Raw genomic sequence first — 17,359 nt, 5'->3', positions numbered from 1 at the left:
GAGGAAAAAACGTATGAATCCCATTGAAATCATTTTAAGCAAGCAAAAAGTACTCATCATCGATGGAGCGTTTGGCACGGAGCTTGAGCGCAAAGGCTACGACATCAACGACTCTCTGTGGTCGGCAAAGTTTCTGATGGAAAAGCCTGAAGCGATTGCGGAAGTGCATTTGGATTACCTCAAAGCTGGCAGTGATTGCATTACGACGGCGAGTTACCAAGCAACCTATGAGGGGTTTATGAAGCGTGGGATGAGCGAAGCAGAAGCTAAAGCGCTGATTCAGTCTTCGATCACCATCGCTCAAAATGTACGTGATGCGTTTTGGAGCGAAACCAAAAATCATGCCAAACGACACAAGCCTTTGGTCGCTGCTTCGGTGGGACCGTATGGGGCGTATCTTGCTGATGGTTCAGAGTTTCGGGGTAATTATGGGCTGAGTGTGGAAGCGTTGATGGAGTTTCACCGTAAACGACTGGCGACACTCATCGAAGCCAAGCCCGATCTTTTGGCGTGCGAAACGATGCCTTGTTTGATCGAAGTACGAGCGCTTTGCAAACTCTTAGAGACATTTTCAACGATGTGTGCGTGGGTGAGTTTTAGCGCTAAAGATGGAGAGCATATCAACAGCGGCGAGAGTATTCGTGAGTGCGCGCAGTTTTTAGAAACGCAAAAACAGATCATCGCGATTGGCATCAACTGCACCGCTCCCGAGTTCATCGAATCACTCATCGAAGAGATCAAAGCGGTTTCTTCAAAGCCGATCATCGTTTACCCCAATGGCGGATCGACCTACAATGCGCTCACCAAAACGTGGGATGGACTTTCAAAAAGTTCATCGTATGGCAAGATGGCGTATACGTGGTATCAAAAAGGGGCGCGCGTCATTGGGGGATGTTGTCAAACCACGCCTGAGGACATTGCACAGATCGCGCAGTGGGTAAGAGCTTAATAGGTATTTCCACTCTTTACATGTAAGGATTTTTCTTACATGTAAATGCGGTTACGTATTGGCTGTGTCCACTTTTTTTTCAACGCTTTGGGGTTTCGTAAGGCTCAAAGCACTCTCTTTATCAATACTTTTAATATGCACATCGTGTTGTTGAAAGGGAATTTCGATGCCATGTGCGTTGAGCGTGTTGTAGATAATAATCAAAAATCTGGACATGGTTTTACTCGGTGCCAAAATTTCTTCACCATGAATCCATACTTGCAGGATAAAATCAACACTGCTGCTTCCCATGCCCGACATAATGACGTTGGTGAATTTATCATGAGCCTCGATAATATCGCTATACCCACTGTTAACAACGGCTTCTTTAATCACCGCAATCACATGTTCAGGTTTCGTGCCATAGGCAACACCAAAAGGAATATCAAAACGTTTTATTTTATCGTGCATCGTCCAGTTAATCACATTGTTTTCAATAAAGTTGCGATTGGGAACGATGACATCGATATTTCCGTTGGTATTAAGGGTTGTGGAGCGCATACGAATATCGGTGACATGACCATGCACGGTTCCTGAGAGCTCCACAAAATCACCAATTTTAATGCTGCGCTCAAACATCAAAATGATGCCAGAGACAAGATTGGAGACGATGTTTTGCAGACCAAAACCGATACCCACCGAAAGGGCACCTGCTACAAGTGCAATCGAAGAGAGGTCGATGCCTAAGACATTTAAGGCGATAAAAAAAGCGGCTAAGAGAATGACGTAGTAGCCAATATTGGCTAAAATCGTACGGGTTGCTAAATTGATCGATTTGCTATTGTTCGCAATTTTTTTAATGCTGGTTTTATAAAACCCGCCACCAAAAACGCCAATGAGAAAAATAAAGAGCGCTAAGATCAGTTTCAACGTTGTGATCGGTGTACCATTCGTTGTAAAAATAGGCTCAGTAAGTATGCCCCATGTCGATTTTACAATATTTTTGAACTCTTGGGTTGTGGAACCTGCGATGGTATCGAGCGTACCAAAATACTTTTTCTCCATTGCATGCAAAAGTGACGCCATCGATTCGTTAATCATATCTGTTTTATCTAAGAGTGCGACCTCATCAAGGATGCTTTTCTCCAAAGCAAATGCCTTTTCATTTTTGGATTTTAAGGCATTGGAAAACTCTAAAAATAAAGAGCCAATCGTCTCTCTCAATGCTTTGGTGTAGGCATCTTCTTTAGCGCTGATCGCCGTAGCAGAAACCCCTCGATCGCGGTTATCTCCTAAGAGTTCAAAACGCTCTTTTTTCACTAAAAAATTATCGAGCGTTGTGCGTAGTTTTAAAACCTCTTCACGATTCGTGGCTGTTTTTTTGGCCTGATTTTCAGGATCAAAGGTGATGTTTTTCAAGGATTCGGTTAACATCTTTTCAATGGAGAGCATCTCTTGTGCTAACGCTTCAGTTTGATCTTTAAATTCTTGCAGTGATTTTGTATAAAGCGCATTTTGAAGTTGCAGAGTACGAATAGACGTGCTGTTCACATCCAAACTTTTAATCTCTTTTTCGAGTGTTTTGATTTTCAATGCAATCGAGTTGATTTTTTTATCAAGAGCGATTTTTTTAAGCGAATCATCGTTATAGCGATTAAAAAGATTGCTGTATTCGTCAATGTTCGTAGGTGTGTTGATAGGCATTTGCGTGATGGTTGAAGGCTGCGTGTTGATCAGCTTTTCAAGAAGCACTTTTTGTAAAGCAAATTCATCGTTCGTTTGAGGTGAGTCTTTGATGTTTTTGAGCAGATTGACATAGACAGTTTTGTCCGCATTGACTAAAGAGCTGTTTTGATCGTCGGCACAAGCAGAGATTGAAAGTAAAAACGCTAGAACCATCAACGATTTAAAGGGGTTTAACGCCATAAATTGACTCCAAAATGAGGTAATAAAATAAAAGATATTATACCCTCAATGGGTTTAAGAAGTAGTGTTGTTGCTTTACATGTAAGGATTTTTTTCTTACATGTAAAGCAATATTGTAAAGAGCCTCAGGCGATCATCGTCGACTAATTAATGTAATTCACCTGTAACAATCGTAGCATAAAATAGAGTTGGAAATACTCAGAAGGAAGCCAGAACACTCAACGGAACACTTCTTGTAAAGGAATGAACAACGTTAACGATAGGAGGATACAACGATGGTCAAGGTTGCGTTTTTTACAAACGATCTCAAGAATATTGATGCCCATTTTGGCTCTGGAGAGCAATTTGCCGTGTATGACGTGAATGCTGAGGGGTTTGCACTCTCAGGAGTCGTTCCAACAGGCGAAGAGCGAACTGAAGGTCGAGTTGAGCTGTTACAGAATGAACATGTTGACATTATGTACTGTGTCGAGATTGGACCTGCCGCTGCGGCAAAAGTCGTCAATAGCAAAATATTTCCTATCAAATACAAAGAGGTTGTTAACATCGAAACCGAGCTTAATAAACTCCAAACGATGATCGCAACCAATCCTCCACCGTTTATCAAAAAAATCTTAGAAGCAAGAGGATAATGCTATGAATGAGCTTGAAAAGTTGTTCATCGAAACCCTCACCTCGCAAATTAGAGCTCTGGATCAGTTTGGGACTTGGGCGAAAAAGAGCGATGAAGAGGTGTTGAGTGATAAATACATTAAGACCAAAGAGCAACTTAAAAACGTTCCGATTATTGCAGATATTGATGAGATGCAGATTAAAGATATTCGTCTGATTTTTCAATCGATTGCATTGGCGTTTGAGCTCAAGCTGGGCATTATGTGCTCAGTCGTTATGGAGATGAGTCACGAAGGTTTTGGACGTGCGGTGGTTTTAGCAGAGAAGATTGTCATCACCAACAAATTCTTTAAAGATGCGCATCGTTACAGTTTTAGAACCTATGCTGATCTCATCAAAGAGGGTGGCAAGATGTTAAAAGAAGCCATCGAAATTTACGAAATGTATAAAAAATAATCAGGATAGAACATGGCAAAGGTTGGTATATTTTACGCAAGTGCGGGCGGCAATACAACGTTGGTAGCAGAGGCTTTAAAAGAGGCTTTTGAAGTAGAAGATGACGATTGTATTTTGATGGAAGATGACTTTGACAGTGTCGAACAATTTGAAAACTACGATGTGCTGTTTTTAGGAACCTCTACATGGGGACAAGGCGATGTGCATTTTAGTTGGGTTGATGCACTGTTTGAGATCACCTCTGAGAATATCAGCTTTGCAGGTAAAAAAGTTGCGTTTTTTGGCGCAGGGGATAGCAAAACGCATGGCGAACATTTTTGTTCAGCCCTTGGTAAATTCAATCAAATTTTTACCAAAGCAGGTGCAAAAATCATCGGTTTTGTGGACAAAGAGGGTTACACCTACGCAGCCTCTTTAGCCGAAGTGGGTGACAAACTCTGTGGTTTAGCCATCGATAACATCAACGAAAAAGAGAAAACCAGTGAACGCATTGAAAACTGGATTGAGCAGTTAAAAGGCGAGATATAAAGGGTTGTACATACAACCCTTTAGTATACAAACTATTAAGGATAAAGGAAATAACATGAGAACGCTTGAGCGATATTATGAACTGAAAGATGCAGAAGATTTTTTTGAATTTTTTGGCGTTGACTATGATAAACATATTGTGGAAGTCAAGCGTTTTCATATTATGAAAGAGTATGGAAGTCTCATTAAAAAAGGGTTTGAAAATTTTAATGGCGATGAAAAATACTTGATGGATTTTTTAAAATTTGCCTTGATTCGCGTTTATATGGACTATAAACATGGGCATGCTCCTAGTGCTGCTGAGGTGTGGGGAATGCTCGAAGATGGCAAAGCCAAAGGATGTTTAGCGTGTGCTACTGCATCGGAAGGAGGAAACTGTGCCTGCTAGCGAAGACGTTGTTTTACACAACAATGTGATGGCAAAACTTTCAGGTAAAGACGAAGCCAAAGCGAAGTTTTTTCTCGGTCAGAAAGTCAAACTTTTGGAAGATGTCAAGAACGATGGTACCTATCCGTATCTCAAAATTGGCGACGTGATGATTAAAAAAGGCTCAGTCGGTTACATTCGTGGCATGGGTGAGTTTTTACAAGTCATTCGTGTGTATGAAGTCCATTTTTTAGATGCTGAAGCGGTTATTGAAGTCATTGGATGTCGGGAACATGAGCTTGAAGCGATGGAACCTTACCGTGATCTTGAGGCGGAAGAGACAGAATGGATGATAGAACATTATAAGCAATAACACCATAATAAAAAAATCTTAGTAGGGAGGAAAAGTCATGGCGAAAGTAATCTTTATGCATTTTGATGAAGAAAAAGATGGTATCTATGATGCCAAAATAGGTGAACCTGTTGTTCGTCTAGCAAAAGAGAAGGGGATTCCTATCACGTTTGATAGTAATGACCATTCTACATGTTTAGTGAGTGTTGAGAGTATCAGCGAAGAAGAGCCAACAAGTTACATGGAAGATGAAGAGCTTGATGAGCTTGTGAAACTTGGTGCCATTTCTCAAGAAGATGCTGATATTTGCCAACAGTTTACGGTTAGCCCAAAAGTTCGCATTGCTTCAATGATGATGATCAAGGGCGATGTTTTGATTAAACCATTTAAAAAGTAAAGGATAAAATATGACAACAAGAGTAGAAATTATCAATGATTTTTTAGCAATCAATGTAAAACCGGGTGCAACCATTCAAGATGTCGTTGAGGCGAGTGGTAGTGCACTCCCTTTTGGCTGTCGTGATGGTCAATGTGGAACCTGTGTGGTTGAAATCGTACAAGGTATGGAGTTTTTATCTCCAAAAAATGAAAAAGAGTTTAAAGTTCTTAAAGAGGTTTGTGCGGGCACATGTTCAGAAAATTCACGCCTTGCGTGTCAAATGAAAATCGACAAGCCAAACGGTGTTGTTCGTATTAAATACTAAGATTTCCCTCACTTGAACGCCTGTTCAAGGAGCTCTATCCCGAGGAGTTTTTCAGAAAACTCTTCTTCCTATGTGTAAAAAATAATCACCTATTATGCCCAAAATCAATCCATTTTTGGGCATAATTTATACATGAGAAGTATCAACCTAGAATTCAAGCAAAAGCAGAGTTTAAACCTCTCTTTGAAGCTTTGGCTCCCATTGTTACAGCTACCTCTTCAAGAGTTAAGTACGCACCTAGAGACGTTGTCGTACGAAAACCCTTTTTTAGAAGTCAAGCGTCCCTTTGAGCAAAACCTAGGTTCAAGCCATGGCATTGTCGAAGAGTTGGTACTTGGAAGTGAGTCGTTGCATGAAAAAATCATCGAACAAATTGTACCACCTCTCTTTCCCACACCCATTTCACAAAAAGTAGCGCATGAAATTCTCTGTGACATCAACGAAGAGGGCTATTTTGATGGCGATATAGAAGCGATCGCTGTGACCTGTGGTGTGTACAGCGAGTATGTTGAGCGCATTCGCCAACGCTTCTCCAAGTTAGAGCCTTATGGTATCGGTTCACGTGAGAGCCACGAATCGTTTGTCTTTCAACTCGACGCCCTCAGTGATGACATCGACGATGAGCTCTACAACTTGGTTCTTAAGATGATCGATCAGATGGCAAAGGTCGATAAATTTTCCAGACACGGGCGATTTGAAGAAGCCAAAGCGATCATCAAAAAATTTGCCAATCCTCCAGCGATTGAGTATCAAGCGACACCCAAACAGATCATCCCCGATTTTTACGTGGAAGTCGATGATGACATTCGGTTGCGCATTAACAACGACTATTATCCTGATATTCTGATTACCGATCCTTTTTCAAGCAAGAGTGAAAACATCAAAGAGAAGCTCAAAGAGGCGCGCGACATCGTCAATCTTTTGGAACTTCGCAAAACAACGCTGTATAAAATTGTGCTTTTAGTCGTGGAGAGACAGCTCTCTTTCTTTGTGGGCGGTGAGCTGAAGCCTCTAAATATGAGCACGCTTGCCGAAGAGCTCTCGTTTGCAGAATCGACCATTTCACGGGCGATTTCAAACAAATACATTGAATCCAAGCAGGGCATTTTCCCCCTAAAATCGTTTTTTACCAATGCCGTCGCGACCAAAGAGCTCTCTTCGTCTGAGATTAAGAATTTTATCAATCAACAGATCGAATACGAAGACAAAAGTGAACCGCTCACCGATGATGACCTTTTGGAGCGCATTGAAAAGCGCTTTAACATCAAGATGGTCAGACGCACCATCACCAAATACCGCAAATTGATGAACGTCGCATCATCCAAAGAGCGCAAAAAAATCTATAAGGTACAAGCATGACCACCGCCATAGAAGAGAGCCTAACGAGCCGATACAGTCAACTAGAGATGACGAAGCTTGAACGCGAAGTGATGATCTTTTTGCAAGGTTATGCCAAAAATCGCTACTCAAAATACGTCATCGCCCCACACATCGCAGCCATGTCACTGAAAATGAACCACCTCTACGAAGCGATGGGGTTTAAAAACCGCGTTCAGATGGGCAAATACATGAAATGCCACTTCCCTGAACTCGCTGGGCTCAAACCTGTCGATAAATTGTGGAAGAAATTCATCTACGATTCCATCAACCGAGTCGCACCTGCGTGCTTTACATGTAAAGATCAAAGCAACTGTTTTGCCTGTCAATTAGCAGGATAGATTGCCTTTAAAGAAGGGTAAAAACAATGATTCGTTTTGCCACGGAAACTGATTTGGAAGCCATTTTAGCCATCTACAACGATGCGATTTTAACGACAACTGCCGTGCTTTTTTCTCATAAAGCGCAAGCCACGTTCCTTTGAGCGTAAAGAAAGCAATCTTCTCTTCATAAGGCTCAAGCCTAGGAAATCCGAGTCCTTTGTGATAAAAATCAATAGACTGCGCCATATCACTAACTCCTAGGGTAATTATGCTCATGTAGGGTTTCATCTTTTTCCTTTTTACATGTAAAGATTTATCTCACGAATTATGGCACAATTTATCACACTTCCTCAACTCTCTTACTCGGAAAGAAAAGCTCCAATGGTCTTCGTTTGGCTTCTTGAAAAAGAAGTTTTACAAAAGAGAAAAAATGACCAAACTCCGCATCGCGTGATTTGAGTGAGACTTTGAGGGCTAGGGCGAAGCTGACGCTGAGATTGACCAAGCCTATCATCAAGACAAACACTAAACCTACGATAAAATCAAGCAACGAGAGTTCGCCTTGTGCAACGATGTAGCCAAGGTTGGCGGAGGAGAAGGCGACGTGTCTGATGTCAAGGGGAAGGTTGAGAAGGTGTCCGACAAACGGTGTGACACCTAAGAGAATTCCGAAGTAAAAATTGCCCATGATCGCGCCGTGGTTATTGTGTAGGTAGGTTGCGATCTTTTCTCTCATCGCTTGTGAGGTCATTTTTTTTAAGATTGGAAGGTGCATGTACCTGCTTTTTAAGTCCAAATAGCTTGCGCGGTTGTCAAAATACCCTGCAATCAAGCCAGAGGTAAAGAGCAAAACGCCTGCAATGGCAGCGAAGAAAAGTCCTGGAAAAGGGTTGAAGTTTTGCGTGTAGTACTGGAGTTCTTGGGCTGAGAGAATGGGCATAGCGTGTTGTGCGTAGAGAAATCCAATCAAGCACGAAACACCAAGCGCAAGCGTTACATTACCCATAACAGCGGCAAATTGAGACCTGCTAACTTGTAAGAAGAGTGCAACAAGTTTATGCTGATCGGCTTGCTTGGCATCGGCTCTATCGACCGCTTTAGCAAAGGTAGAAGCGGTCATGGCGGGCTGTTTGGTGGCTACAGTGAAGCCTAAAAGGTGGATCAGTACAAAACCAAAACCATAATTCAAACTCGCCAAAATGGTTTCGATAATGGGCACAAATCCGCTTTGCATGATGGTTATTTTATTCCATGCCATCAGTGCGATAATCACACCCGCACCACTCGCACTCAAAACCATACCGATGTACTCTTTGGTGTTTTCCGTGATGTAGTGCTCACCGTGTTCGCTGGCATTGTTTGCGATACTTTTCGCCAATATCTTGATATTTTGGTTAAGCACTTCACTTAGAGAATTGCGTGAGCAGTTTTTCTCAACGACCTCTTTAAACAGTGGTAGCAAGGTCGCATAAAAGGCATCGGTATCAAATTCTTGGATGAGCTGAACACACTTTTGTACCCTTTGGATGATCTGCTCTAGTCGCTCAAGGTTGTAGGTGAGTGAGACTAAAATGCCTTTATTGAGCGACTGTTTGCGTAAAAAATTGACTTGGTCGTAACATTGAGCGATCAACACATCGATGTGTTGAAAATCAAGCCTTGTGAGCTCGTCCTCAGGATTTTCATTTTGAATGCAACGCGACAGACTACTGATCTCTCGTTGCAGTGCGATAAACGCAGAGTCTTTGGTCAATAACGACCTATCCAAACGAATATAATGTTCATCAAACTCTTCAGCAGCAATCCAAATCGCCAAAATCTCCGTCGCGTAGATAATCTCATGATAAAGGTACATTTTTGTCTTTACATGTAAAGCTTCATTGTACAAAAGCATGCTCCAAAACTTCGCCCAGAGCGCATCATCGATGGCATTAACCCACAAAGGGTCTTTTGTGTGAGGAAAAAGCGTGGCAAATAACGAGGTAAAATCGCCTTTTTTAGGCGCTTGCGGTAAAAATTTATTGTAAAGACGACTGCTCATCTCCTCTTTGAATCCTTGCTTGGAGAGAATGCCCAAGGAGGTGATATTGCTAGAGATTTTAGAGCTGATAAGCCATTCGTTACATTCATACGAAAGCATTTCTCTAAGTTCTGGTGAGGCTTCAAGCTGGCAGATCATCGCTTCAATATTGGCGGTACTCTCTTCGTTGTTTTTGAAAGATTTTGGACGAATTTTGTTGATAATCTGTGTGAGTTTTTCAATCGCAGTTTCACTGCTTTCACTCAGCGTTTGTAAAAATTCTTCTAACGTCTGTTTCATGCTACTCTCCTTCGCTTGGTGTTTCGCACGTGAATCACTCGAAGCTATTTTCATTCTAGCACACAAGGGTAAACCAAACTTCTTGGGTTTACATGTAACGCTAAAACGCTATAATTGTGGCGTAGTCAAAGACAAAGGAAAGGCATGATTCAAAAACTACTTTTGATGCTGAGTCTTGTGTGTTCACTTTTAGCTGAAGATGCCACGATTGCAAAACTTTTTCAAAAAGATCATCTCAATGGTGCGATGCTCATCGAATCGCTGGATGGTAAAGAGCGGTATGTTTACAATGATGTACGCGCTAAAATGCCACTACTTCCAGCATCTACCTTCAAGATTCCCAATACCCTCATCGCCTTGCAAGAAGGTGTCATCACTGCCGATTCAATCATCGTTTGGGATGGTGTGCAGCGAAGTATCAAAGCATGGAATCACGATCAAAACTTAAGCTCCGCGTTTAAAACCTCGTGTGTTTGGTGCTATCAACAGTTTGCGCGCACCATTGGGCTTAAAAAATACACGGAGTATCTGCACAAAATAGAGTATGGCAATGAAAAAACAGGCGTTGATGTTGAACGTTTTTGGCTCGATGGAGCGCTTCGCATCAGCGCATACGAGCAGATCATTTTTTTGAAAAAGCTCTATAAAAATGATTTACCCTTTGAGCAAAAGCATCTGGATCTGCTTAAATTGATTATGATCGATGAACAAGGACAAAACTACACCTTAAGCGCTAAAACAGGCTGGGCAGTGCCCAAAGGGGCGGAACATCATGGCTGGTACGTGGGGTATGTAAAGAGTTCTCGTGGTGTTTACTTCTTTGCAACCAACCTGCTAACACCATCTTCGGATGAACTGCCTTTGCGCAAACTGCTTACTCTTGAGGCGCTGAAAGCGAAAGGAATTTTAGAGTAAATAACACCTTTACATGTAAAGCGCATGGGAGTTTTTTAGGACGCGATGGTGTGCGTTTCAAAAAACGCTTTGAGCGTGTCATAAGCTAATGGCTTGGCATAAAAATAGCCCTGAAAACGGTCGCATCCTAAGCTTTTGAGCAACGCTTCTTGCTCTTTGGTTTCCACCCCTTCGGCTAGAATATTTAAGTCCAAATTTTTACCAATCATGATGATATTTTGAACCATTTTCTCAGCAGTGATGTCGTTCAAAATCGTATCGACGAAGCTTTTATCGATCTTTAACTCATCAATGGGAAGCTTGCGAAGGATGCTTAAGGAGGAGTACCCTGTGCCAAAATCGTCCATGGAGATGTGCAGTCCCATGTCATGTATTTTATGTAAGAGTGGCAAGATGTAGTCAATATCTTCGATAAACAGACTCTCTGTAATCTCCAAACAGAGCGAAACATGCGCTAGCTTAGCACGGTCGATTTCATAGATTAGTTTTTCAAAAAAATGCGCTTCCATAAACTGTTTGATGGAAATATTCAACGAGGTTTGAAAGGTGACTCCAAGCGTTATTTGCAACGTTTTCATCTCTTGAAGCGTTGTCTGGATGATAAATTGCCCAAGGTCAGGCATCAAGCCCGATGCTTCCGCAATGGGGATGAATTTATCGGGAGGCACTAACCCCAACTCTTCGTTTTGCCACCTTACCAACGCCTCAACACCGTATATAGCGCCATTGTGATCTATTTGAGGCTGATAGACCATATAGATTTCATGTTTGGCGAGCGCTTTGCGCAGCATCTGTTCCACCGTGACGCGGTTCAAGTAGCCTTCTTGCATCAGCGGTACAAACAAGCGGACACTGTTTTTGTACTTCTTCGCCTCGTACATCGCAATATCCGAAGCGCGTAGAAGCGTATCGAGCGTGTCACCGTGTTCGGGGTATTTTGCGATGCCCACACTCGCACCGATGACAAAATTGAACTGTTGAATGTGATAGGGCTGTGAAATTTCGTGCATAATCATTTGGGCGTGAGCGAGGAGTTCCTCGTCATTGGTGAGATAACTTAAGATGATAAACTCATCGCCTCCTTGGCGAATCACGATGCTCTCTTTGGGGACAACGCGTAAAAGACGTTTGGAAAACTCAACCAGTACGAGATCTCCAAAATGGTGCCCAAAGCTGTCATTGATATTTTTAAAATGGTCCATATCAAGGTAAAAAAGGCTAAAAGAAGGTGCATTTTCAGACATCCACTCTTGCATACATTGTTTAAAATAGTTCCGATTGGGAAGCTGTGTAAGCGAATCATGCGTCGCTTGGAAAATTAGGTCGGATCGTCGTTTATTCTCCGCATTGGCGATCAGTTTAAAGAGTAAAAAGAGAATCGCATGTACCACGATCAAGATAAGCACATACATGAGAAAGGTTTGAACAAAATCGTGCACCATGTGAGCATGATCAACCTCTGAGAGTATCCACAGCTCGTAACGAGGGTTGTATTTAAGGACGATTTGCACAACTCGATCATCCAGCGTAGTGGTTTCTGTAGTGTAAATTTCACCTTTTTGTTTGACCTCTTCAAGGGAAATGGCATATTTTTGAGTGATGCTTTTCAATGCGTTTTGTAAAAAGTTATTGGGCAGTGGCGTTTCGTAAAGAGTTTTGGAAACTTCATGGTTGGAGGATTGGAACTGTACAAACTGGTCACGATCACGTATCAGTGTCACACTGTTGTAGTCTCCCAGGGAAAGATTTTCTGTGTAGAGTTTAAACGCACCTTCGATGCCAAGACCTGCTGTCATAACGCCGAGGGCTTTGCCTGCATCATCAAAAACAGTTTTACGGATCGGAATACCCCAACGTCCACTTCCAGCGATAAAATAGGTCCTTCCTAAGACCATCTTTGTTTGGCTTAACGTGTAGTCAAAAGACTCTTTTGTAACGCTTTGAGCCCTAAGACTGGGACGTTTTGTTTTATCAAAATTGGAGCTGGTGTGGAGGTAATTGCCCTCAATATCTGTAAATCCAAACGCGACAATGGAAGGATTGAGCAGTAACAAATCATCTAAAATGCGTGGATTTTGATCTTTAACGATTTGATTGCCTAAAATGTTGAGCATCATCTCTTGGGTCAAAAGAAGCGAGTGGGTCGCGTTGGAGACAAGTTTGACAAGATTTGTCTGATCGGTCATGTACTTTTCGTGAACACTATTCCATCTCGCGTAAGAGACAATCCCTAAAAAGACAAGGGCGCTGAGCAAAAGGATGTAAAAAATCATCCAGATATTTTTTTGAATAATCGCCAAAAGAATCTCCTAATGTCACAATGGTTAATCATAACATAATTTTTTTACCATACCAAAACGATAACAAAAAATGGTTAAAAAGAGGGGGTTTTAACGTAAATGAGGTATGATTCGCAACGTATATGTGCTTACAAAGGAAAACAAATGAAATTAAAACCAAGTCTATTTTCACTACTGGCATTAGGTGTGCTGATGGCACCGCTTAGTTTGAGTGCCGATGTCGATTTTGAGTGGCGCTTGAGCCTCAATAACCGCTACCATTCTGATCCGCACGGATACCGTTATGGACTAGCCGATCGCTTTCGTATGCCAGAATCCCGCGTTATCGTCATTCTTGACAGCGTGCGTGAACCTGCCGATGCGTATATGATCTTTCGCTTAGCAGAGCTTTCAGGAAAACCGTATGATTATGTGCTTAGCGTGTACCGTCAAAACCAATATTTAAGCTGGGCAGAAATCGCCTCTTTGGTCGGTGTCATCATCTCTTCCAATGATTTTAATACCCTACGCCATCGTCATGATTTACGCGATGACTATCGCTACGATAGCAGACGTCAGAATCGCTACGAAGACAAACGTGTGGTGATCAAACGTGAAGAGATTTACATTCCTCAGGTTTATCACGATCAGCAGCAAAGGCACAGTGAGCCTAAACCTGCTGAACGACATGATAACCGAAAAGATGATCATCGTGATGACCGTAAAAACAACACTAACCATCCCGACAAACCAGACAGAGATGATGACAGACGTGATGGAGGAGGAAGGCATTAACACCTTCCTCTTTTACATCTCACCTTTTGTTTCTCATAAAACATGTTTTATGAAGCTTTAGGAGGTGTCGGGGATATATCCCTGACCTTGAACAATGGGTTTTACTCATTGTTCAAGATACCGTTACGCACACTGCGTAACATGGTTACTCTTTACGATTTAAAAAGGTTTCGATCTCTTCAATCGCTTTTTTGTTGGAGAGGTTGAACTTAATCTCAATACGCCTTGACGCCTCTTTATCTTCCACACCATTTTTAAAGATACGATCACTGTACGATCTGCCATTGGCACTCAGGTACTTTTGAAGGAGCGTCGTGCGTTTTTCGTCGAGTGAATAGATAAATGCCATCACCGAGTAAGCTCTTCTTTGCGAAAGATCGAGATTGTGCATGTAACTTCCATCCGAATCCGTATGCCCTTCGATGACGATGTGGTCAATGTTTTCGCGTATGGACTCATCGTTTAACAGTACGTCAAGGTACGGTTGCAGTGTCTCTTTGAGCTGTTTTTGTGCTTCAGGTTTGAGCTCAAACGATCCCACATCAAACAGCACGGAAGAGGGCAGACGAATCGCGCCACTGTTGGGGTCGATGTTGATCTTTTTGCCCAGTTTATTTTTAAGCTCTTGCACCACCTTGATGCGAATGCCTGTCAGGTTTTTAATGCGCGATTTTGTGAGGTTTAGATCTTCGACCAATTGTTGATGCGACGCGGCATTTTCAAGCAGTTTGGCACTTAAAAGCGCTAACTCTCCCTCTTTGAGTTTGAGCGTGTTGGTCGTCGTTCCTAGCTCCATTTGGCTCGCAACAAGCTCACCTTTGACTTCATCGCGCGCCAGTTCGGTGTCAAGCAACAGTTTTTTAAGATTTTCGATCTCTCTATCTGAGAGTTGCAACCTTGCCGTTGCTTCATCCAAACTCGACTCTTTTTGAGAGAGCAGCTCTTTGGCGATCTGCAATGAAGCACTTGTGACATTCATATCTGAGCGAAGCCTTAAGAAATCGCGTTGTTTTTGGGAGAGCTCCATTTGCGCGATGTGCAAAACTTTTTTTTGCGCTTCAAGATCATTTTTGATGCCTTTAAGATCGGTTTGCACATACACATACTTCACCACAATCGCCCCAATAAGCAAGATAAACACAAACAACAATCCTGCCATCAAGTCAGCATACGAGACCCAGAAGTTTTGATCTGAACTTCGTGAACGGTTGTAGCGCATTATTTTAAAGCATCCATTTTCTGGATGATCTCTTCGGTTTCAGCATCGATGATCTTCAAGCTCTCTTTAAGCGACTCAACCTCTTCATTGGCCGTCGAATCTCCTTGCATCATATGGGTCTCTTTGAGTGTGCGCAGAAGCTCTTCGTTGGTTTTGAGCATCGCTTCATTGCTGTGCATCAGCCTTACATGTAAAGAGGTGGTGCTCTCATTAAAGAGGCTCAGTTTGGTCAGGATATCTTCGTGAATCACGGCTAAATCGCGCTGTCGATCTTGTGAGCGTGAAAGCGCTTCCATCCCTTCTTTGATGTGCTCAGCGCCTCGTTTAACGGCTGTTGCTTCTAAACTTAACATCTCATCAAAGAGTTTAAATTTGGTCTCGATGCTTTTGCCAAGGCGTTCAAAAAAGTCATTGGAGCTTAGGCGTTCAAACATCTTGCCGATGCGCTCAAAGTTTTGAAGATTTTCTTGTAAGTAAGCTTGTTCGATCTCCTCTTTGGTCCAAAAAAGTGCTGCTGTTGAGTTTTGAATGAGTGCTACGTCTCTATCAAAACGACTCAGTCCTCGTTTTTCAAAAAAGATCCACCAGAGTGAGAGCAAAATACCGTAAATGGAGACATAAAACGCTGTTCCCACACCGCTTAAAAGAAGGCTTATTTCATTTTCTAACGCACCCGCACTTTGCGATGAAAAATCAGGAAGTGTTAACGCGATCGAGATAAACGTTCCCAAAATACCCATTGTTGGGAAAATACTTGCCGCCACGGAGGCATAATTGTCATTGCGAATACCTTTGGCATACGTGTCGATGAAATTTTCAAACGAAGCGTTGGACTTCATTTTCCCGCCAATAGGCATCAAGTTTTTCGAGACATATTCGTGAAGTTCTGTTTGAAACTCTTTGGAGTAACGCCTAAACGTGCACACACCAAATTCGCCATTGTGTTTGGCAAAAATGAGGGAAACGATGTAAATAAACCCGATGAGCACGACGCTGTGAATCCCCACTTTAAAATGTAAAATGCCTAAAAAGCCGAGTAAAAAGTAGAGATATGCCAGTGTTGGAAGCAAAATAAGCTTCAAATAAACCAAAGCGCAGTTACGTTTTGGAGCCTCTAATGCGGCTAGATTTTGGAATGTTTCGTTCATGTTTTCTTGCATAAAAAGCCTTTGTAGAGTATTTATGGTGTCTTCAAACATTATAACGCTTCTTTTTATACCGATGGTTAACAAGAAGGCAAAGTGCTGAACATTAACGTGCGATTAATATTAAAAGACTACAATTTTTCATGTCATTAATATCATGGTGAGAGATACAACACCTCGTATCGCCTCTAATGCCTTTTCCAAAGTCTCATAAGGGTTCATCCATGTCTTCCAAAAAAGATTTTTTAGAACGTCATAGCATCAAGCAATTACTCAAAACCACGCTGCACCACAATCTCGAAAATATCACAACGCATTTAAAAGCGTTTTTGCAGACTAAAGATCCTGAAAACTTGCACCAGTACCGTGTTTACATTCGTACGGCACGCTCCATCTGCTTGGAATTTAGCGATTTTATGGATGAAAAGCGTCACGAGTTACTTGACAAAACCCTCAAAATCCTCCAACAAGAGACCAATGAGATGCGCGATCTGGATGTCTTTTTAGAGGCACTTGAGGCGTACAAACAAAGCGTTGATGCACTCTATTGGGATGATTTTGAACAACTGAGAGCAAAACTTTTGGCAGAAAAAGAGGCCGTGTACCGACAGTTTGAAGAAAAGTTCACCTCAAAACTTCAAGCTAAAATTTTTAATGAACTCGAAGCCTTGCATAGCGATGAGAAGCTCTGCCTTGCAAAGTCTGAAGAAAAACTTTTCAGGCACATCAAAGCAATCATCGAAAAGCGCCTTAACAAGATCGCTAAAATCTCCAAAAAACTCGACGCAGAATCCCCTAATGAACGGTTTCATAAACTCAGACTTCACTACAAAAAACTGCGCTACACCTGCGATGCGCTATCGCTGAAACAGTTTGCGAAAAGTTTTAAACCGATTCAAACCGCTTTTGGCAAAGTCCAAGATAAAAACACCCAAATCGAGCGCATCAAACGCTATAATAGCGCCAACAGTAGAGCGCTGCAACAGATCATCACCCTTTTAGAAGAAGAGATCGCACAGGACAAGCAGGACTGCATCGAAAAATCAAGCAAGGAAGCCCTCCAAACCATGCACGAAAAATTTGAAAAAATCTTTACATGTAAAGCGTGCTAAG

The 17,359-nt window shown here is 42.1% G+C and carries 18 protein-coding genes and 1 pseudogene; 13 read left to right on the top strand and 6 right to left on the bottom strand.

Annotated elements, in window-relative coordinates:
• Positions 1–13: 13 nt before the first annotated feature.
• A complete protein-coding gene (gene mmuM, locus JU57_RS12185) occupies positions 14–949 on the top strand; it encodes a homocysteine S-methyltransferase (RefSeq protein ID WP_037961538.1) in 936 nt (311 codons plus the stop codon).
• A 51-nt stretch (positions 950–1,000) separates the two neighbouring features.
• Here the strand turns inward: mmuM and JU57_RS13825 are convergent, their stop codons facing one another.
• Positions 1,001–2,854: a mechanosensitive ion channel domain-containing protein gene (locus tag JU57_RS13825; RefSeq protein ID WP_051906856.1), complete on the bottom strand. Its 1,854-nt coding sequence runs from the start codon at positions 2,852–2,854 to the stop codon at positions 1,001–1,003.
• Between the two features lie 275 nt (positions 2,855–3,129).
• Between JU57_RS13825 and JU57_RS12175 the strand changes: the two genes are divergently transcribed.
• The 9 genes from JU57_RS12175 to JU57_RS12135 all read left to right on the top strand — a co-directional run bounded on the left by JU57_RS12175 (position 3,130) and on the right by JU57_RS12135 (position 7,591).
• Positions 3,130–3,486 carry a NifB/NifX family molybdenum-iron cluster-binding protein gene (locus tag JU57_RS12175; protein ID WP_037961536.1) on the top strand — a complete coding sequence of 119 codons (357 nt, stop codon included), beginning with the start codon at positions 3,130–3,132 and terminating at the stop codon, positions 3,484–3,486.
• 4 nt (positions 3,487–3,490) lie between these two features.
• Positions 3,491–3,922, top strand: coding sequence for a NifX-associated nitrogen fixation protein (locus JU57_RS12170; protein WP_037961533.1), 432 nt, complete (start codon positions 3,491–3,493; stop codon positions 3,920–3,922).
• A gap of 12 nt (positions 3,923–3,934) precedes the next feature.
• Positions 3,935–4,450, top strand: a complete 516-nt coding sequence (locus JU57_RS12165) for a flavodoxin (RefSeq protein WP_037961531.1) — start codon at positions 3,935–3,937, stop codon at positions 4,448–4,450.
• A 55-nt stretch (positions 4,451–4,505) separates the two neighbouring features.
• The gene (locus JU57_RS12160) at positions 4,506–4,838 is read left to right on the top strand and encodes a nitrogenase-stabilizing/protective protein NifW (RefSeq protein WP_037961529.1); all 333 of its coding nucleotides are present in this window, start codon (positions 4,506–4,508) and stop codon (positions 4,836–4,838) included.
• Positions 4,828–5,190 carry a nitrogen fixation protein NifZ gene (locus JU57_RS12155; RefSeq protein ID WP_037961527.1) on the top strand — a complete coding sequence of 121 codons (363 nt, stop codon included), beginning with the start codon at positions 4,828–4,830 and terminating at the stop codon, positions 5,188–5,190. Before JU57_RS12160 ends, JU57_RS12155 begins: the two co-directional genes overlap by 11 nt.
• A 37-nt stretch (positions 5,191–5,227) precedes the next feature.
• Positions 5,228–5,566: a hypothetical protein gene (locus JU57_RS12150; protein WP_037961525.1), complete on the top strand. Its 339-nt coding sequence runs from the start codon at positions 5,228–5,230 to the stop codon at positions 5,564–5,566.
• Positions 5,567–5,576: 10 nt separating this feature from the next.
• Positions 5,577–5,873 carry a 2Fe-2S iron-sulfur cluster-binding protein gene (locus JU57_RS12145; RefSeq protein ID WP_037961522.1) on the top strand — a complete coding sequence of 99 codons (297 nt, stop codon included), beginning with the start codon at positions 5,577–5,579 and terminating at the stop codon, positions 5,871–5,873.
• A gap of 132 nt (positions 5,874–6,005) precedes the next feature.
• Positions 6,006–7,232 carry an RNA polymerase factor sigma-54 gene (locus JU57_RS12140; protein ID WP_051906854.1) on the top strand — a complete coding sequence of 409 codons (1,227 nt, stop codon included), beginning with the start codon at positions 6,006–6,008 and terminating at the stop codon, positions 7,230–7,232.
• The gene (locus JU57_RS12135; protein WP_294877325.1) at positions 7,229–7,591 is read left to right on the top strand and encodes a nitrogen fixation protein NifQ; all 363 of its coding nucleotides are present in this window, start codon (positions 7,229–7,231) and stop codon (positions 7,589–7,591) included. Before JU57_RS12140 ends, JU57_RS12135 begins: the two co-directional genes overlap by 4 nt.
• A 162-nt stretch (positions 7,592–7,753) precedes the next feature.
• Here JU57_RS12135 and JU57_RS14250 read toward each other — a convergent pair.
• Positions 7,754–7,819, bottom strand: a pseudogene (locus JU57_RS14250) (hypothetical protein); the annotation flags it as partial.
• A 94-nt stretch (positions 7,820–7,913) separates the two neighbouring features.
• On the bottom strand, positions 7,914–9,893 hold the full coding sequence (locus JU57_RS12130; protein WP_051906853.1) for a hypothetical protein: 1,980 nt from the start codon (positions 9,891–9,893) through the stop codon (positions 7,914–7,916).
• A 144-nt stretch (positions 9,894–10,037) separates the two neighbouring features.
• Between JU57_RS12130 and blaOXA the strand changes: the two genes are divergently transcribed.
• Positions 10,038–10,808 carry a class D beta-lactamase gene (gene blaOXA, locus JU57_RS12125; protein WP_037961520.1) on the top strand — a complete coding sequence of 257 codons (771 nt, stop codon included), beginning with the start codon at positions 10,038–10,040 and terminating at the stop codon, positions 10,806–10,808.
• 35 nt (positions 10,809–10,843) lie between these two features.
• On the opposite strand, the gene JU57_RS12120 is transcribed toward blaOXA, so the two are convergent.
• Positions 10,844–13,108 (bottom strand): EAL domain-containing protein, encoded by a 2,265-nt coding sequence (locus JU57_RS12120; RefSeq protein ID WP_037961518.1) that lies wholly within the window; start codon positions 13,106–13,108, stop codon positions 10,844–10,846.
• A gap of 144 nt (positions 13,109–13,252) precedes the next feature.
• Between JU57_RS12120 and JU57_RS12115 the strand changes: the two genes are divergently transcribed.
• Positions 13,253–13,882 carry a hypothetical protein gene (locus JU57_RS12115; protein WP_294877322.1) on the top strand — a complete coding sequence of 210 codons (630 nt, stop codon included), beginning with the start codon at positions 13,253–13,255 and terminating at the stop codon, positions 13,880–13,882.
• A gap of 145 nt (positions 13,883–14,027) precedes the next feature.
• Here JU57_RS12115 and JU57_RS12110 read toward each other — a convergent pair whose 3' ends face one another.
• Together JU57_RS12110 and JU57_RS12105 are read right to left on the bottom strand one after the other, a co-directional pair.
• On the bottom strand, positions 14,028–15,101 hold the full coding sequence (locus JU57_RS12110) for an OmpA family protein (RefSeq protein WP_037961516.1): 1,074 nt from the start codon (positions 15,099–15,101) through the stop codon (positions 14,028–14,030).
• Positions 15,101–16,261 carry a MotA/TolQ/ExbB proton channel family protein gene (locus JU57_RS12105; RefSeq protein ID WP_051906851.1) on the bottom strand — a complete coding sequence of 387 codons (1,161 nt, stop codon included), beginning with the start codon at positions 16,259–16,261 and terminating at the stop codon, positions 15,101–15,103. Before JU57_RS12105 ends, JU57_RS12110 begins: the two co-directional genes overlap by 1 nt.
• A gap of 209 nt (positions 16,262–16,470) precedes the next feature.
• Here JU57_RS12105 and JU57_RS12100 point away from each other — a divergent pair, with 209 nt between their 5' ends.
• The gene (locus JU57_RS12100) at positions 16,471–17,358 is read left to right on the top strand and encodes a CHAD domain-containing protein (RefSeq protein ID WP_037961509.1); all 888 of its coding nucleotides are present in this window, start codon (positions 16,471–16,473) and stop codon (positions 17,356–17,358) included.
• Position 17,359: the final 1 nt, after the last annotated feature.

Source organism: Sulfurospirillum sp. SCADC (assembly GCF_000743525.1).
Classification (GTDB): domain Bacteria; phylum Campylobacterota; class Campylobacteria; order Campylobacterales; family Sulfurospirillaceae; genus Sulfurospirillum.
Note: the sequence above shows the minus strand (reverse complement) of the source record. Positions and strands in the feature narration are given on the sequence as shown.

What these genes read in the sequence shown, in the direction of transcription:
- mmuM (WP_037961538.1), top strand. Translation starts at nt 14, where the DNA reads ATGAATCCCATTGAAATCATTTTAAGCAAGCAAAAAGTACTCATCATC.
- JU57_RS13825 (WP_051906856.1), bottom strand. Translation starts at nt 2,854, where the DNA reads ATGGCGTTAAACCCCTTTAAATCGTTGATGGTTCTAGCGTTTTTACTT.
- JU57_RS12175 (WP_037961536.1), top strand. Translation starts at nt 3,130, where the DNA reads ATGGTCAAGGTTGCGTTTTTTACAAACGATCTCAAGAATATTGATGCC.
- JU57_RS12170 (WP_037961533.1), top strand. Translation starts at nt 3,491, where the DNA reads ATGAATGAGCTTGAAAAGTTGTTCATCGAAACCCTCACCTCGCAAATT.
- JU57_RS12165 (WP_037961531.1), top strand. Translation starts at nt 3,935, where the DNA reads ATGGCAAAGGTTGGTATATTTTACGCAAGTGCGGGCGGCAATACAACG.
- JU57_RS12160 (WP_037961529.1), top strand. Translation starts at nt 4,506, where the DNA reads ATGAGAACGCTTGAGCGATATTATGAACTGAAAGATGCAGAAGATTTT.
- JU57_RS12150 (WP_037961525.1), top strand. Translation starts at nt 5,228, where the DNA reads ATGGCGAAAGTAATCTTTATGCATTTTGATGAAGAAAAAGATGGTATC.
- JU57_RS12145 (WP_037961522.1), top strand. Translation starts at nt 5,577, where the DNA reads ATGACAACAAGAGTAGAAATTATCAATGATTTTTTAGCAATCAATGTA.
- JU57_RS12140 (WP_051906854.1), top strand. Translation starts at nt 6,006, where the DNA reads ATGAGAAGTATCAACCTAGAATTCAAGCAAAAGCAGAGTTTAAACCTC.
- JU57_RS12135 (WP_294877325.1), top strand. Translation starts at nt 7,229, where the DNA reads ATGACCACCGCCATAGAAGAGAGCCTAACGAGCCGATACAGTCAACTA.
- JU57_RS12130 (WP_051906853.1), bottom strand. Translation starts at nt 9,893, where the DNA reads ATGAAACAGACGTTAGAAGAATTTTTACAAACGCTGAGTGAAAGCAGT.
- blaOXA (WP_037961520.1), top strand. Translation starts at nt 10,038, where the DNA reads ATGATTCAAAAACTACTTTTGATGCTGAGTCTTGTGTGTTCACTTTTA.
- JU57_RS12115 (WP_294877322.1), top strand. Translation starts at nt 13,253, where the DNA reads ATGAAATTAAAACCAAGTCTATTTTCACTACTGGCATTAGGTGTGCTG.
- JU57_RS12110 (WP_037961516.1), bottom strand. Translation starts at nt 15,101, where the DNA reads ATGCGCTACAACCGTTCACGAAGTTCAGATCAAAACTTCTGGGTCTCG.
- JU57_RS12105 (WP_051906851.1), bottom strand. Translation starts at nt 16,261, where the DNA reads ATGCAAGAAAACATGAACGAAACATTCCAAAATCTAGCCGCATTAGAG.
- JU57_RS12100 (WP_037961509.1), top strand. Translation starts at nt 16,471, where the DNA reads ATGTCTTCCAAAAAAGATTTTTTAGAACGTCATAGCATCAAGCAATTA.